This is a genomic window from Streptomyces sp. NPDC020965, from assembly GCF_044333555.1.
In the GTDB taxonomy this organism is placed as follows: domain Bacteria; phylum Actinomycetota; class Actinomycetes; order Streptomycetales; family Streptomycetaceae; genus Streptomyces.
In genome coordinates, this window is the sequence record NZ_JBIRRE010000001.1 from 758793 (window position 1) to 772460 (window position 13668).

At 72.6% G+C, this 13668-nt stretch carries 13 protein-coding genes; 7 read left to right on the plus strand and 6 right to left on the minus strand.

Going from position 1 to position 13668, the window contains the following annotated elements; all coding sequences use genetic code 11:
• Positions 1-387 precede the first annotated feature (387 nt).
• The gene (locus ACH4S7_RS03280) at positions 388-876 is read left to right on the plus strand and encodes an NUDIX hydrolase (protein WP_398519338.1); all 489 of its coding nucleotides are present in this window, start codon (positions 388-390) and stop codon (positions 874-876) included.
• 122 nt (positions 877-998) lie between these two features.
• Here ACH4S7_RS03280 and ACH4S7_RS03285 read toward each other — a convergent pair whose 3' ends face one another.
• The 3 genes from ACH4S7_RS03285 to ACH4S7_RS03295 are packed head-to-tail and all read right to left on the minus strand — an operon-like array spanning position 999 to position 3852.
• Positions 999-2276 (minus strand): bifunctional RNase H/acid phosphatase, encoded by a 1278-nt coding sequence (locus tag ACH4S7_RS03285; RefSeq protein ID WP_398519339.1) that lies wholly within the window; start codon positions 2274-2276, stop codon positions 999-1001.
• A complete protein-coding gene (locus tag ACH4S7_RS03290; RefSeq protein ID WP_398520008.1) occupies positions 2276-3016 on the minus strand; it encodes a zinc ribbon domain-containing protein in 741 nt (246 codons plus the stop codon). Before ACH4S7_RS03290 ends, ACH4S7_RS03285 begins: the two co-directional genes overlap by 1 nt.
• Complete coding sequence (locus ACH4S7_RS03295; RefSeq protein ID WP_398519340.1) at positions 3013-3852, minus strand: Nif3-like dinuclear metal center hexameric protein; 840 nt, start codon at positions 3850-3852, stop codon at positions 3013-3015. Before ACH4S7_RS03295 ends, ACH4S7_RS03290 begins: the two co-directional genes overlap by 4 nt.
• A gap of 513 nt (positions 3853-4365) precedes the next feature.
• Between ACH4S7_RS03295 and ACH4S7_RS03300 the strand changes: the two genes are divergently transcribed.
• Together ACH4S7_RS03300 and ACH4S7_RS03305 are read left to right on the plus strand one after the other, a co-directional pair.
• Positions 4366-5667 (plus strand): hypothetical protein, encoded by a 1302-nt coding sequence (locus tag ACH4S7_RS03300; RefSeq protein WP_398519341.1) that lies wholly within the window; start codon positions 4366-4368, stop codon positions 5665-5667.
• A gap of 57 nt (positions 5668-5724) precedes the next feature.
• Positions 5725-5877 (plus strand): hypothetical protein, encoded by a 153-nt coding sequence (locus tag ACH4S7_RS03305; protein ID WP_398519342.1) that lies wholly within the window; start codon positions 5725-5727, stop codon positions 5875-5877.
• 190 nt (positions 5878-6067) lie between these two features.
• On the opposite strand, the gene ACH4S7_RS03310 is transcribed toward ACH4S7_RS03305, so the two are convergent.
• The 3 genes from ACH4S7_RS03310 to ACH4S7_RS03320 all read right to left on the minus strand — a co-directional run bounded on the left by ACH4S7_RS03310 (position 6068) and on the right by ACH4S7_RS03320 (position 9240).
• On the minus strand, positions 6068-7141 hold the full coding sequence (locus tag ACH4S7_RS03310; protein ID WP_398519343.1) for a 3-oxoacyl-ACP reductase: 1074 nt from the start codon (positions 7139-7141) through the stop codon (positions 6068-6070).
• Between the two features lie 11 nt (positions 7142-7152).
• On the minus strand, positions 7153-8229 hold the full coding sequence (locus ACH4S7_RS03315; protein WP_398519344.1) for a Zn-dependent alcohol dehydrogenase: 1077 nt from the start codon (positions 8227-8229) through the stop codon (positions 7153-7155).
• A gap of 156 nt (positions 8230-8385) precedes the next feature.
• Positions 8386-9240: a MaoC/PaaZ C-terminal domain-containing protein gene (locus ACH4S7_RS03320; protein ID WP_398519345.1), complete on the minus strand. Its 855-nt coding sequence runs from the start codon at positions 9238-9240 to the stop codon at positions 8386-8388.
• 411 nt (positions 9241-9651) lie between these two features.
• Between ACH4S7_RS03320 and ACH4S7_RS03325 the strand changes: the two genes are divergently transcribed.
• The 4 genes from ACH4S7_RS03325 to ACH4S7_RS03340 all read left to right on the plus strand — a co-directional run bounded on the left by ACH4S7_RS03325 (position 9652) and on the right by ACH4S7_RS03340 (position 13637).
• A complete protein-coding gene (locus ACH4S7_RS03325) occupies positions 9652-10563 on the plus strand; it encodes an ABC transporter ATP-binding protein (protein WP_398519346.1) in 912 nt (303 codons plus the stop codon).
• 5 nt (positions 10564-10568) lie between these two features.
• Positions 10569-11294, plus strand: a complete 726-nt coding sequence (locus tag ACH4S7_RS03330) for an ABC transporter permease (protein WP_398520009.1) — start codon at positions 10569-10571, stop codon at positions 11292-11294.
• Positions 11295-11517: 223 nt separating this feature from the next.
• A complete protein-coding gene (locus tag ACH4S7_RS03335; RefSeq protein ID WP_398519347.1) occupies positions 11518-12744 on the plus strand; it encodes a sensor histidine kinase in 1227 nt (408 codons plus the stop codon).
• Between the two features lie 251 nt (positions 12745-12995).
• A complete protein-coding gene (locus tag ACH4S7_RS03340) occupies positions 12996-13637 on the plus strand; it encodes a response regulator (RefSeq protein ID WP_398520010.1) in 642 nt (213 codons plus the stop codon).
• The last annotated feature ends 31 nt before the right edge of the window (positions 13638-13668 follow it).

Consider the following 13668-nt stretch of genomic DNA (forward strand, 5'->3'; position numbering starts at 1 on the left):
GCAGGGTGGGGGTACCTCCCGTGCCCGCCAGGGCGCAGGGTGGGGGTACCTCCCGTGCCCGCCAGGGCGCAGGGTGGGGGTACCTCCCGTGCCCGCCAGGGCGCAGGGTGGGGGTACCTCCCGTGCCCGCAGGGCTACGGGGGCCCGTTGGCGACCGACGACAACGCGGCGTGGGGGCACCTCCCGGGCCGCCAGGCCCAGGCATGGGGCCTCCCTCAGGCCCGCAAGGGCCGAGGTGTGGGGCCTCCCTCAGGCCCGCAAGGGCCGAGGCATGGGGTCTCCCCAGGCCCGCGGGGCCGAGGGGACGTGCGGTGCCAGCGCACGCGAGGCCAGCACGATCCAAACGAGCGGCCCTAGGTGGCACGCGCCGCCTGGTTGGATGATCACATGCGTATACCCCGCACCGCGGCCAGAGTCGCCGTACTGGACCCCATCGGCGCCGTCTTCCTCTTCCGCTACGACAACGTCGAGGTCGGCGTGTATTGGGCGCTGCCCGGCGGCGGTACGGACCCCGGTGAGACGCCCCGGGCGGCGGCCCGGCGCGAGGTGCGTGAGGAAACCGGCTGGACCGATGTCGAACCCGGTCCGGCGCTCTGTCGGTGGGAGCATGACTTCACCCGGGCCGGGGTCCCCGTCCGGCAGCGCGAGGACATCTTCCTCGCCCACGGCCCGCGCCGGGATCCTTCGGGTGATCTGACCGCCGCGCACACGGAGGACGGCATTCTGCGCTGGCGCTGGTGGTCGCCGGAGGAGCTGGCCGCCGCCACGGAGCCGCTCTGGCCGCCGCGGCTGGCCGAGTTGCTCACCGTCGTACGCCGGGACGGCCCGCCCGCGACACCGGTCGACTTCGGGTTCGTCCCGAACGACCCGGTCTGAGCGCTTCCCGGCCCGAGGCCACCGCGGGCCCCGCCGCGCCCGGGTGTCCCGCTCGGAACATCTGAGCGGGACACCCGGGCGGGCCCCTGAGCGGGACACCTGAGCAGGGGCTTCGGCGCGAGTTAGTCCCGCAGGTGCGAGGTGTCGTTCAGCAGCCGTACGGAGGCGTTGCCGTCCGCGTAGTACGCCACCGCCGACAGCGAGGCCGCCGAGAGCTCCATCCGGAACAGGGATTCCGGCGGGGCGCCGAGGGCGAGGCGGACCAGGGTCTTGATCGGCGTGACATGGGTGACCAGGAGGACCGTACGGCCCGCCGAGCGGGTCAGCAGCCTCTCGCGGGCCGCCGCCACCCGACGGGTCACCGTCGCGAAGCTCTCGCCGCCGCCGGTCGGAGCCACCTTCGGGGAGGCGAGCCAGGCCGCCAGGTCGTCCCCGTGGCGCTGCTTGACCTCCGCGTACGTCAGCCCCTCCCAGGCCCCGAAGTCCGTCTCGCGCAGCCCGTCCTCGATACGGATGTCGAGACCCAGCCGGGCCGCCACAGCCTCGGCGGTCTCCCGGCAGCGCTTCAGCGGTGAGCTGACGATCTCCTGGACCGTGCCGCGCGCGGCGAGCGCGGCCGCCACCGCTTCGGCCTGGCGGACGCCGGCGGCGGAGAGCGAGGGATCGCTGCCGCCGCTGCCCGAGAAGCGCTTCTCGGGGGTGAGCGGGGTCTCGCCGTGCCGGAGGAGTACGAAGGTGGCCGGGGCGCCGAGGTCAGCGGGGGCGGCCCAGCCGACCGGAGGCGCGGAGGTGTCGGTGGCGTCCGTCCCCTCCGACAGCGGCACCGGCTCGCTCACGGCCGCCGTACCGGACGTGACGGTCGGTCCAGCACCGCCCGACAGCGCCGCACGGGCCTTCGCGGCGCCCGCGGCGGCGTCGCCCACCACCCGGGCCGGGCCCGCGTCACGCGCGCCCAGCTCGGCGGTCGACCGCGCCGGCTCCCACTGCTTGCCCCGCTTGCCCGCGTCCATCGCCTCGTTGGCGAGCCGGTCCGCGTGCTTGTTCTTCTCGCGCGGAATCCACTCGTAGGTCACCGCGGCGGCGGGATAGACCCGCCCGGCCGCCGCCGCGAGCGGCTTCATGTCCGGGTGCTTGATCTTCCAGCGGCCCGACATCTGCTCGACGACCAGTTTGGAGTCCATGCGGACGTGGACCTTCGCCTCCGGGTCGAGCGCGTGCGCCGCCTTCAGACCCGCGACCAGGCCCTTGTACTCGGCGACGTTGTTCGTGGCGACACCGATGTACTCGGCGGCCTCCGCGAGCGTCTCCCCGGTCGTCGCGTCCAGCACCACCGCGCCGTAGCCCGCCGGTCCCGGATTGCCCCGGGATCCGCCGTCGGCCTCGACGACGAACCGGGGCATCAGAGGCCGGACTCGGCGGTACGGACCAGAATGCGGTGGCAGTTCTCGCAGCGCGTCACCGTGTCGGGCGCCGCCGCGCGGATGTCGTTCACCTCGGTGATGTTCAGCTCCAACTGGCAGCCCTCACAGCGGCGCTGGAAGAGCCGGGCCGCGCCGACCCCGCCCTGCTGGACGCGGAGCTTCTCGTACAGCTTCAGCAGATCGGCGGGGACGACGGCCGAGACGGCTTCGCGTTCCTTGGTCACCGTGGCGGCCTCGGCGTCCAGCGCGTCCTGGGCCGCGTCGCGGCGGGCGGTGGCGTCGTTGTTCTTGGCCTGGACGGAGGCGACGCGGTCGGTCAGTTCGGCGACCCGCTCCTGGGTGGACTCGCGGCGCTCCATCACATCGAGGACGACGTCCTCCAGGTCGCCCTGGCGCTTGGCGAGGGAGACGATCTCGCGCTGGAGGTTCTCCAGGTCCTTGGGCGAACCCGTCCCGGAGTCCAGCCGCTGCTGGTCGCGTACGGCGCGCTGGCGCACCTGGTCCACGTCCTGCTCCGCCTTGATCTGCTCGCGGGCGAGGTCGCTCTCCTCGGTCTGCGCGGCGACCAGCAGATCGCGGAGCTGGACGAGGTCCTTGGTGAGCGACGCGATCTCGGCGTGCTCGGGCAACTGGTTGCGCTTGTGGGCGAGCTGGGACAGACGTACGTCGAGGGCCTGGACGTCGAGAAGGCGGATCTGGTCGGCGGGCGCGGCGTTCAGTTGGGGGCTCCAGGAGAAGAGTGTGTGGATGTCCAGGGATCGGTGACCGTGCGCGACACATGGACCCGGAGGTCCCAGCCGTGCCGGTCGGAAATCTCGTCGAGCTGGGCGGCGGCCAGCTCGCACCAGGGCCACTCGGTGGCCCAGTGCGCCGCGTCCACCAGACCGAGCGGCGAGCGCTGGGTGGCCTCGGAGACCGGGTGGTGGCGCAGGTCGGCGGTGACGAAGGCGTCGACGCCCGCCGCCCGTACCGCGTCGAAGAGGCTGTCGCCGGAGCCGCCGCTGACCGCGACCGTACGGACGACCGCGTCCGGGTCGCCGGCGAGGCGGATGCCCTGCGCGGTGGCGGGCAGCCGCTCGGCGACCCGGTCGGCGAACGCGGCGAGCGTCTCGGGGTGGTCCAGCTCACAGACCCGGCCGAGGCCGCGACGGCCCGCCTGGTCGGTGGGGTCCGGCACCAGCGGCCCGACGACCCGGAGGTCGAGGGCGCCCGCGAGGGCGTCGGAGACTCCGGGGTCGGCGGAGTCGGCATTGGTGTGCGCGACATGCAGGGCGACGTCGTTCTTGATCAGGGTGTGCACGACCCGGCCCTTGAAATGACCGGCCGCGACCGTGGTCGTGCCCCTGAGGTAGAGGGGGTGATGGGTCACGATCAGTTGGGCGTCGAGTTCGATCGCCTCGGTGGCGATCTCCTGGACCGGATCGACCGCGAACAGCACTCGCCGGATCTCCGCGTCGGGATCGCCGCAGACCGTGCCGACGGCGTCCCACTGTTCGGCCCGCTCGGGGGGCCAGAGGGCGTCGAGGGCGGCGATGACTTCAGACAGACGGGGCACGGAAACAGGTTACCCGCGCCGCACGCCCCCTCGGTCTGGGCCTCCCCCGCCACCTCCGGTACGGGCGGGGGCCGGAAGCGACGACGACCGGCCGCGACCCGCCCCGATCGGCAGCGGGCTCGGGGCCATGCCGACCGTTGATCGGCAGCGGGCTCGGGACCATGCTGACCGTTGACCGGGGCGGGCTCGGGACCCGGAGTCGTTGTTGATCGAGGCGGGCTCGGAGTCGTTGTTGAGTCGGGCCCGGGCCCGGGCCGCTGTTGATCGGGAGTGGGCTCGGGGCCCGGGGCCGCTGGCGGCGGGCGCGCACCGAGCCCGGGGCGCCGTGCTCACCGGGGGGCGGCTGTCGAAGGGCGCCACCCGGCCCGTCCGCGCACCGCCGGTTCCGGCAGCACAACCGAGCCCCCTCTTCAGGCGAATCCCGCCCTGGCCACCCTTCTGTGTGAACAGCCGGGTCTCGCGTTGTTCGGCAGGGAGTACGAACTTAGCTTCGTGGCCGGAGGTGACGAAACGATGACAGCCTGTGCCATCGAAGCCGTCGCGGAGGACGGTGCCGTCGGCCGCGGAGGGATCACGATCAGCGCGAACGGTGCCTACGCGGCCCGGATCGCGGGAGTCGGCGAGGCCCTCTTCCCGGAGCGCTGGACGCTCGACGGCCCCGAGCCCTACGCCGTACCCCTGCCGCTCGGACAGCCCGAGGAACGGGACACCGACGTACTGCCGCTCACCGACGGGCGGGTACTGATCCGGCGACGGGTGGCGGAACGGCATCTCTTCTCGCTGCTCTACCCGACGGGACCGGCGACCGGGGAACTCCTCATCGGCGGTGTCGAGTCGACGGAGCTGACCCTGCTGCCACCGTCACCCGGCGGCACCCGGGCGTACGCCGTCACCCATGGGGCGGGATCGACGGCGGTCTGGCTGGTGGCGGGGGGCTCCGCCGGCCCGGAACGGATCGCGGAGGTGCCGGGGCACTGCACGGGCGGGGTGTGGCTGGACCGTACGGGACGGATGCTGGCACTGGACCGCCGGCTCGACGACGGCCCGGTGAAGGCGGTCGCGGTCGATCTGGAGCGCGGCGGCGAGGTGTCACCACTGCTCCAGATCGCCGAGAAGAGCGACGACCGGCTGCTGCTCGCCGCCCCCGAGAGCGGTCTCCTCCTGATCCGGTCGAACGCACCGGGTCGCGACCGGCTCGGGTGGGGGGTCCTGGGAAGTCCGCGCCCGGTGCGCTTCCCGGAGTGCCTGGGGCTCACGGACCACACGGTGACACCGTTCGCGGTCCAGCCAGGCCAGCCCCTGACGCCGGAGACCAGTGGCGTGGCGCTGCGGATCGACGGGGCGGCGGGGAGCTGGCTGGGGCTCTGGCGCCCATCGGGCCGGCTGCTCCATCAGCTCCCGGTGCCGGAGGGATGGCTGGCCGGGGCGGGGCTGTGGAGCCGGGAGGGGATGTTGAGGCTGCCGTGCGTGACGGCGGCGCAGCGGTGCGGGGTGGCGCGGCTGGACACCACGGGGATCTTCGCCCGGGAGGCGCCGGGTGCGCCCGCGAAGCCGGAGACCGCTCCGGAGGCACCGGCACGGGAGGAGACGCAGGAGGTGACACAGGGAGCGCCTGAGCTGGCTGAGGCACCTGAAGCACCCGGAACACCAGGAACACCCGAAGCATCTGCGATGGCGGCTCCAGCGACCCCGGCGCCTCCCACGGCTCCGGTGCCTGCTCCGGTGGCTCCCGTGGTGGCGAAAACCGTGACGGCGATGTGCCGGCCGGTGCCGTTGCAGCAGGCGCCTCTCGTCGGCCGGAAGGGGCTTGGTTAGACTCTTCGGCCTGCGAATGGTCATATGTTCAGCGATTGCAACGGGGGAAGTTCCCAGATGTCTGAAGCCAGGATCGACACGGCTCAGGAGCGTCCGCGGGAGGCCGATGGGGCGGCGGGTAAGCACCGGGGAGTGGCGGCCGAGGAAGACGCGGCGACGCAGCCCCACGGCAAGCACCGCCGTCCCGCGGCCACGGAAGAGGCGGCCTGAGGTCTGACCTTCCGGGGGTAGGACCGGGGGCGGGAGGGAGACCTCCCGCCCCTGTGTCATGTCCGAGAGCCTCTGGGGCGTTTCCGCGGGCCCCTGGGACGTTTCCGCGGGCCCTGGCGCGTTTCTGAGGGATCGGCGGGCCCCGGGCGGAGATCGCCCGGATCGCCCGGCCTGATCCGTCAGAGACGCCCTAACCCCGCTTCAGGCCCAGCACCTCCGCCGCGGCGAACGTCTCCCCCGCCCGACCGCCGTAGTGCGGCGTGAGCAGCGCGTCGAGTTCGTCGTAGCTGAACGCCTCTTTGGACGTGTCGAATTTCGCCGACACCTTGGGGCGTTCCACGATCGCCACCATCCCGCCGTGCACAACGAGCAGTTGGCCGTTGACGACACCGGCGGCCGGCGACGCCAGATAGCCGACCAGCGGCGCGACGTGCTCGGGTGAGAGCAGGTCCAGGGAGCCTTCCTCCGGCTCCTGGAAGCCTGCGAAGACGTCCTCCGTCATCCGGGTCCGCGCCCGGGGGCAGATCACATTGGCCGTGACGCCGTACTTGGCGAGGGCGAGCGCGGTGGAGGTGGTCAGGCCGACGATGCCGCCCTTGGCCGCCGCGTAGTTCGGCTGGCCCGCCGACCCGGCCAGGAACGCTTCCGATGACGTGTTCACGATCCGGCCGTAGACGGGCGCGCCCGTCGTCTTGAACCGTTCCCGCCAGTGGATCGCGGCGAAGTGGGTGGTGTTGAAGTGGCCCTTGAGGTGGACGCGTATCACCGAGTCCCACTCGTTCTCGCTCATCGAGAAGATCATGCGGTCGCGCAGGATGCCCGCGTTGTTGACCAGGATGTCGAGCTTTCCGTAGTGGGACACGGCCAGTCCGACCAGCTCACGGGCGTGTTCGAAGTCGGCGATGTCGCCGTGGTGGGCGACCGCCGAGCCGCCGGCCGCGCGGATCTCGTCGGCGACCGACTGGGCGGGGGTCGCCGACGCCTCGCCGGAGCCGTCGCGGCCGGGGCTGCCGTAGTCGTTGACGACGACGCTCGCGCCGAGCCGGGCCAGTTCGAGCGCCTCGGCACGGCCGAGTCCCCGACCGGCGCCGGTGACGACGGCGGAGAGGCCGTCGAGCGGCCGGGACGGGGAAGCGGGCGCGGGGGTCGGCGCCGCGGGCGGGGGCGGGGTCTGGTCCGGCGACGCGGGCTCGGACGGGGGCTGGGACTCGGACTCGGGCTGGGACTGGGACTCGGACTCGGGCTGGGACTCGGGCTGGGGCATCGTCGACCTCCTCAGATCTCGACGCAGGTGCGCAGCGCGACACCCGTACGCATCTGCTCCAGCGCGTCGTTGATCTCCGTGAGCGCGACCCGATGGGTGATCATGCCCGCCAGATCGATGCGGCCCGCCCGCCAGAGCGTGATGGCCCGTTCGTACGAGGCGACGGCGTCCCCTCCCCCGTACATCGAGGGCAGTATGCGCTTCTCGTCGAAGAACAGCTCGAACATGTTGAGCTGAAGGTGATCGTCCATGGCACCCGCGCCCACGACGCAGAGCGTGCCGCCGCGCCGGGTCGCCTCGTACGCCGTCCGCGCGGTGGCGGACTTGCCGACGACCTCGAAGACGTAGTCGAACCCCTCGCCCGCGGTGATCCGCTGTTTGGCGTCGTTGAGTCCGTCCGGCGCCACCGCCTCCGTCGCGCCGAAGCGGAGGGCCGCCTCACGCCGGGACGCGATCAGGTCGACGGCGACGATCTGGGCCGCGCCCTTGAGCCGGGCGCCCTGGATCGCGGAGACGCCGACGCCGCCACAGCCGATGACGGCGACCGACGAACCAACCGCCACCTCGGCCGTGTTGATCGCCGCCCCGATACCGGTGGTCACTCCGCAGCCGATCAGCGCGGCGATGTCGAACGGCACATCGTCGGGGATCGGGACCGCGCAGGCCGCGTCGACCACGACTTCCTCGGCGAAGGTGCCGGTGCCCGCGAACCCGAAGACATCGCCGCCGGGGCGCTTGAAGTTGGGGGTGCCCGCGTTCATGAATCCGGCGAGGCAGAGATGGGTCTGCCCGCGTTTGCAGGACGGACACGCTCCACAGGCGGGGAGCCAGCAGAGCAGCACCCGGTCGCCCCGCTTGAGCCCCGTCACCCCGTCGCCGACATCGAGGATCTCGCCGGCGCCCTCGTGCCCGGGGATGAACGGCGCGGGCTGCGGCAGTACGCCGCTCATCGCGGAGACGTCGGAGTGACAGAGGCCGGTGGCCCGCATCCGGATCCTGACCTTGCCGGGGCCGAAGCCCACGGTCTCCACGTCGTCCAGCACTTCGAGCTTGTCCTGACCTGTCTCGTGCAGTACGGCAGCGCGCACGGTGCGGCTCCTCTCGTATGTCTCGGTACGTGTCAGGTCGTATGTCCCGGTATCCGGCGGGCTCCGGCTCCCGGTACGCAGGTCCCGGTACGCGGACGCGCGTCTCGGTACGCAGGTCCCGGTACGCAGGTCCCGGTACGCAGGTCCCGGTACGCGTCAGTCGTGTTCGACGACCGTGTCGACGACGACGGGTGCGTCGTCCCGCTCGACCGCGGTGACCCCCACCCGTACGCGACCGTCCCCGGCCCACATCCGGATGCGCAGGGTCTCACCGGGGAAGACCACCCCGGCGAAGCGCGCGGTGTACGAGCGGACGCGGCCGACGTCCCCGCCGAGCACGGTGTCGACCACCGCCTTGAGTGCCATCCCGTACGAGCAGAGCCCGTGCAGGATGGGCCGGTCGAAGCCGGCGAGCGCGGCGAAGTCGGGGTCGGCGTGGAGTGGGTTGAGGTCACCGGAGAGCCGGTAGAGCAGCGCCTGGTCCTCGCGCACGCGCTTCTCCACGGTCTTGTCCGGCTCGCCGGACGGGGGGTCGGGGCGGACGGATGTCCCCCGGTCGCCACCGAAGCCGCCCTCGCCGCGGACATAGATCTGGGCGTCGCTCGTCCAGAGCGGGCCCGCGTCGTCGGCCACCTCGGCGCGCAGGACGAGGATGGCGGCCTTGCCCTTGTCGTGGACGGCGGCGATCCGCGATGTCGAGACGGCGGTCCCGACGGCGGGGATCGGCCGGTGCAGCCGGACGGTCTGACCGCCGTGCAGTACGGAGGTCAGATCGATGTCGACACCGGGCACGGTGAGCCCGCCCGCGAGGCTCCGGCCGGCGCCCGCGACGGTGGCGAAGCTCGGCAGCACCTGGAGGCGTGACTCCAGGGTGTAGCGCAGTTCGGCGGGGTCAGTGGCGGGCACTCCGGCACCGAGGCCCAGATGGTAGAGCTGGACGTCCTTGTGGTCCCAGCTGATCTCGGCGCGGCGCGGCTCCGCGGCGATGGCCCTGGCGGGATCGATGGGCATGAGGCTGCTGCTCCCTTGCTGCTCCTGGTGGCGCTCGGGGTGCTGCTCCGGCGGTGGGTACGGGGCGTACGGAGGCGGTACGGGCGTGGTGCCCCCGGTCGGACGGAGACCCCGGCGCGGCCGTCCGCACCGTCGGCCGCACCGAGGTCGTACGGGCGCCGGCCCGGTCTCCGGAACGGGCGCGGGACCCGGACCAGCACCCTTTCTAGAACGCGTTCCAGGGCCGGCTGGCCCTATGTATAACGCAGCCCCCAGCACTTGTGAAGGGGGCTGACGCCACGTCAGGCCAACATGTGACGGTCCGTCAGTTACGGTGGGCGGGAACTCCCGCCACCCAGGACATTTGTCACCGTCGAGTCCGTACAGGCGCATCTACCGGGCCCGCCCGCCCGCTCCGTACCGTCGATTTCCATGACACAGACCTCTGAGACGACGCTCGCGGTGAGCCTCGCCGGAGCCGCCAAGGCGTACGGACCCGTACGCGCGGTGGACGGCCTGGACCTCGACATCCACCGGGGCGAGACGGTCGCCCTCCTCGGGCGGAACGGCGCCGGCAAGTCCACCGCCATCAGCCTGCTGCTCGGGCTCAATGAACCCGACGCAGGACAGGTCCGGCTCTTCGGCGAGACCCCCGGCCGGATGGTCGCGGCGGGCCGCGTCGGCGCCATGCTCCAGGACGGCCGGGCCATCTCCCGCGTCACCGTCCGCGAGCTGGTCGCCTTCATCGCCCACACCTACCCCGCGCCGCTCCCGGTGGACGAGGCCCTGGAGCTGGCCGGGCTCGGCGACCTGGCCGAGCGCCGGGTGGACAAGCTCTCCGGCGGCCAGGTCCAGCGCGTCCGCTTCGCCATGTCCCTCGCCGGGAACCCGGAGCTGATCGTCCTGGACGAACCCACGGCGGCCCTCGACGTCGAGGCGCGGCACGCCTTCTGGGCGTCGATGCGCGGATACGCCTCCCGGGGAAACACCGTGCTCTTCTCCACCCACTATCTGGAGGAGGCCGACGACAACGCCGACCGGATCGTCGTCATCGACCGCGGCCGGCTGGTGGCCGACGGCAGCGGCGACGAGCTGCGGCGCTCGGCGGGCGGCACCGTCGTCTCCTTCGATCTGACCGGCCGGGGCAGCGAGGGCCTCACCGAACTGCCCGGCGTCCGCTCCGTGGAGATACGCGGCGACCGCGCCCGGCTCTGTACGGACGATTCGGACGCCACCGTCATGGCGCTCGCCCGGCTCGACGCGATCCGGGGGCTGGAAGTGGCCGCGGTCTCGCTCGACGACGCGTTCCTCACCCTGACCTCACGACTGGAGCCCGTGCGATGAACACGATGACCGTGGAGTACGTCAGGCTGGAGATCCGGCGCGCGGTGCGCGACACCGGCTTCGTCGTCTTCGGCATCGGACTGCCGGTGCTGATGTACCTCCTGCTGACCAATGTCGGCGGCACCCGGGGGGTGGACGGCTGGAAGACCATGTCCATGGTCGGCATGGCGGCGTACGCGGCGCTCGGCGCGGCCCTCTCCACCGGTACCGGGGTCGCCGAGGACAAGTCCACCGGCTGGCTGCGGCAGTTGAGCATCACGCCCATGCGGCCCGGCCAGGTCGTGCTGGGGCGGGCGATCACCGGCTCCGTGGTGGTGCTGCCCGCCATCGTCGCCGTGCTCGCGGCGGGCGGACTGGCCAACGGCGTCCGGATGGACCTCTGGAAGTGGGCGGTGATCACCGTGCTGCTCTGGCTCGGCGCGCTCCCGTTCACCCTGCTCGGCATAGGCAACGGCTACCGGCTCTCCGCCCAGACCACGGGCGTGGTGAACACCGCGCTCAGCCTGGGGCTCGCGGTGCTGGGCGGGCTGTGGTTCCCGATCGCCATGTTCCCCGGCTGGCTGGAGTCGCTGTGCCGGTTCACCCCGGCCAATCGCTTCGCCGATCTGGGCTGGTCCATCACCGACGGCGGCGGGCCGGGCCTGCTGACGGTCTCCGTCATCGCGGTGTGGGCGGCGCTGTGCGGTTCGTACGCCGCCATCTCGTACCGCCGGTCCGCGCGAACGGCGTAATGAGGTACCGCCGTGGCAGCGTGATGACCTGACGGCATGGCAGCGTGATGGCGCACGCGTGATGTACGGGGCGACGGGAGCGACGATGGCCAACAGCGGGACACGAGGCGAGCGGCCCGGCGAGGGGCGGTCCGACGGCGGGCGGTCCGACGGGCGGTCCCGGGGGCCGGCCGCGTGGTTCCCGGGGACCCGCCGGAAGAAGCCCCGTACCGGACCATTGACCATGACCGAGGAGTTGGGCCCGCCCAGCGGATTCGCGATGCTCCCCTGGCTCTTACTCGGCCTGGGTGCGCTCTCCAACCTCCTGCGCGGCGACACCCCCAACCCCTGGGTCGGCGGCATCGGGCTGCTCGTCTTCAACTCCCTCTACATCACCCTGGTCTTCCGCGCCTTCGACCAGAAGGCCAGGGAGGCCCCGGCCACCAACTGGCTGCTGCTCGCACTGACCGCCGTCACCTTCGCGCTCGCCGCCCGGTACGGCGGCGCGTGGCTGCTCTTCCTCCCCCTGCTCGGGCTGGCAACGGGCGCCGTGCTGCGCGGGCGGTGGGTCCCGGCGGCGCTGCTCGCGCTGACCCTGGCGGCCGGAGTGGTCGCGGGGCTGCGGGACGTCTGGAGCGCGATCGGCATCGCCTACGGCACCTTCATCTCCGGGATGGTGACGGCGGCGATCCTCGCCCTCTCCGAGACCGTCAGCGAATTGCGGGAGACCCGGCAGGAATTGGCCCGTACCGCCGTCGAGAAGGAGCGGCTGCGCTTCTCCCGCGACCTGCACGATCTGCTCGGGCACACCCTGTCGGTGATCGTGGTGAAGTCGGAGGCCGCGCGCCGGCTGGCCCAGCGGGACGTGGACGCGGCGCTGGCGCAGATCGCCGATATCGAGGCGGTGGGCCGCCAGGCGCTGACCGAGATCCGGGAGGCCGTGACCGGCTATCGGGAGGGCAGCCTCGCCACCGATCTGGACCGGGCCCGCTCGGCGCTGACGGCGGCCGGTATCGAACCAGTGGTCCGTCAGTCGGGACCACCGCTGGAGCCGGGGACCGCCGCGCTGCTGGGGTGGGTGGTCCGGGAAGCGGTGACCAACGCCGTACGGCACAGTGGCGCGACGACCTGTGAGATCACCCTGCACGGCACAGCGGAACGGGCCCGGCTGACGATCGTGGACGACGGCATCGGCACGGCGGCCGGTGAATCGCCGGAGCCGGACGCGCCGCGCCGCGTCGGTGGCACCGGACTCACCGGACTCACCGAACGCCTCGCGGCGGCGGGCGGCTCGCTGACGGCCGGACCGACCTCCCGGGGCGGCTTCCGGGTCCACGCCGAACTCCCGCTGGATCAGACCGAGCCCGACCCGCTCGCCCCACTGGACCCACTGGACCGCTTCGAATCGGCTACCGCGGCGCCCCGCCCTTCGGGTTGGCTCGGCGCGCGCCCGACCCGCGCCGATGGCTGATAGCCGAGGTCGCCGACCCGCTCCGGACCCAGGGCCTCTCGTTTGGACCTTGCTGGCCTCGCGTGCGCTGGCACCGCACGTCTCCCCAGGCCCTTGCGTCCCGGGAAGGCCCCACGCCTGGGTCACTGCGGGCCCGGGAAGGCCCCACGCACCAGACCCCGCGGCCCGGGAAGGCCCCACGCACCAGACCCCGCTCACCAACCCAGCCTGATCCAAACGAAAGACCCTAACCTGATCACATGGCCGACCACATGGACGAGATGCCCAGGGCCCACCGCCCCGCCCAGTCCGTACGTGTCCTCCTCGCCGAGGACCAGGGCATGATGCGGGGCGCGCTCGCGCTGCTGCTCGGGTTGGAGGACGACATCGAAGTGGTGGCCCAGGTCGGCCGGGGCGACGAGATCACGCGCAAGGCGCAGGAGGTGCGACCCGACATCGCACTGTTGGACATCGAGCTGCCGGGGCGCAGCGGTCTCGACGCCGCCGCCGAGCTGCGGGACGAGGTGCCGGACTGCCGGGTGCTCATCCTGACGACCTTCGGGCGGCCGGGGTATCTGCGGCGGGCCATGGAGGCCGGTGCGGCCGGTTTCCTGGTCAAGGACGGACCGGTGGAGGAGTTGGCGCGGGCGATCCGCCGGGTGCTGGGTGGTGAGACCGTGATCGATCCGGCGCTCGCCGCCGCCGCGCTCAGCGCCGGGCCGAACCCGCTCACCGCGCGGGAGCGTGATGTGCTGAACGCGGCCGTGGACGGCGCGACCGTCGCCGATATCGCCGGGGTGCTGCGGCTCTCGGAGTCGACCGTACGGAACTACCTCTCGTCCGCGATCGGCAAGACGGCCACCCGTAACCGCATGGAGGCGGTGCGGGCGGCCCGTCGCCAGGGCTGGCTGTAGGCCGCCTCCGGGACCGTGCCGTCGAAGCCCG

Bases quoted from the DNA above. Each gene is read 5' to 3' on its own strand.
- ACH4S7_RS03330 (WP_398520009.1), top strand. From the start codon at position 10,569: ATGACCGTGGAGTACGTCAGGCTGGAGATCCGGCGCGCGGTGCGCGAC.
- ACH4S7_RS03325 (WP_398519346.1), top strand. From the start codon at position 9,652: ATGACACAGACCTCTGAGACGACGCTCGCGGTGAGCCTCGCCGGAGCC.
- ACH4S7_RS03280 (WP_398519338.1), top strand. From the start codon at position 388: ATGCGTATACCCCGCACCGCGGCCAGAGTCGCCGTACTGGACCCCATC.
- ACH4S7_RS03335 (WP_398519347.1), top strand. From the start codon at position 11,518: ATGACCGAGGAGTTGGGCCCGCCCAGCGGATTCGCGATGCTCCCCTGG.
- ACH4S7_RS03285 (WP_398519339.1), bottom strand. From the start codon at position 2,276: ATGCCCCGGTTCGTCGTCGAGGCCGACGGCGGATCCCGGGGCAATCCG.
- ACH4S7_RS03300 (WP_398519341.1), top strand. From the start codon at position 4,366: ATGACAGCCTGTGCCATCGAAGCCGTCGCGGAGGACGGTGCCGTCGGC.
- ACH4S7_RS03340 (WP_398520010.1), top strand. From the start codon at position 12,996: ATGGACGAGATGCCCAGGGCCCACCGCCCCGCCCAGTCCGTACGTGTC.
- ACH4S7_RS03310 (WP_398519343.1), bottom strand. From the start codon at position 7,141: ATGCCCCAGCCCGAGTCCCAGCCCGAGTCCGAGTCCCAGTCCCAGCCC.
- ACH4S7_RS03320 (WP_398519345.1), bottom strand. From the start codon at position 9,240: ATGCCCATCGATCCCGCCAGGGCCATCGCCGCGGAGCCGCGCCGCGCC.
- ACH4S7_RS03305 (WP_398519342.1), top strand. From the start codon at position 5,725: ATGTCTGAAGCCAGGATCGACACGGCTCAGGAGCGTCCGCGGGAGGCC.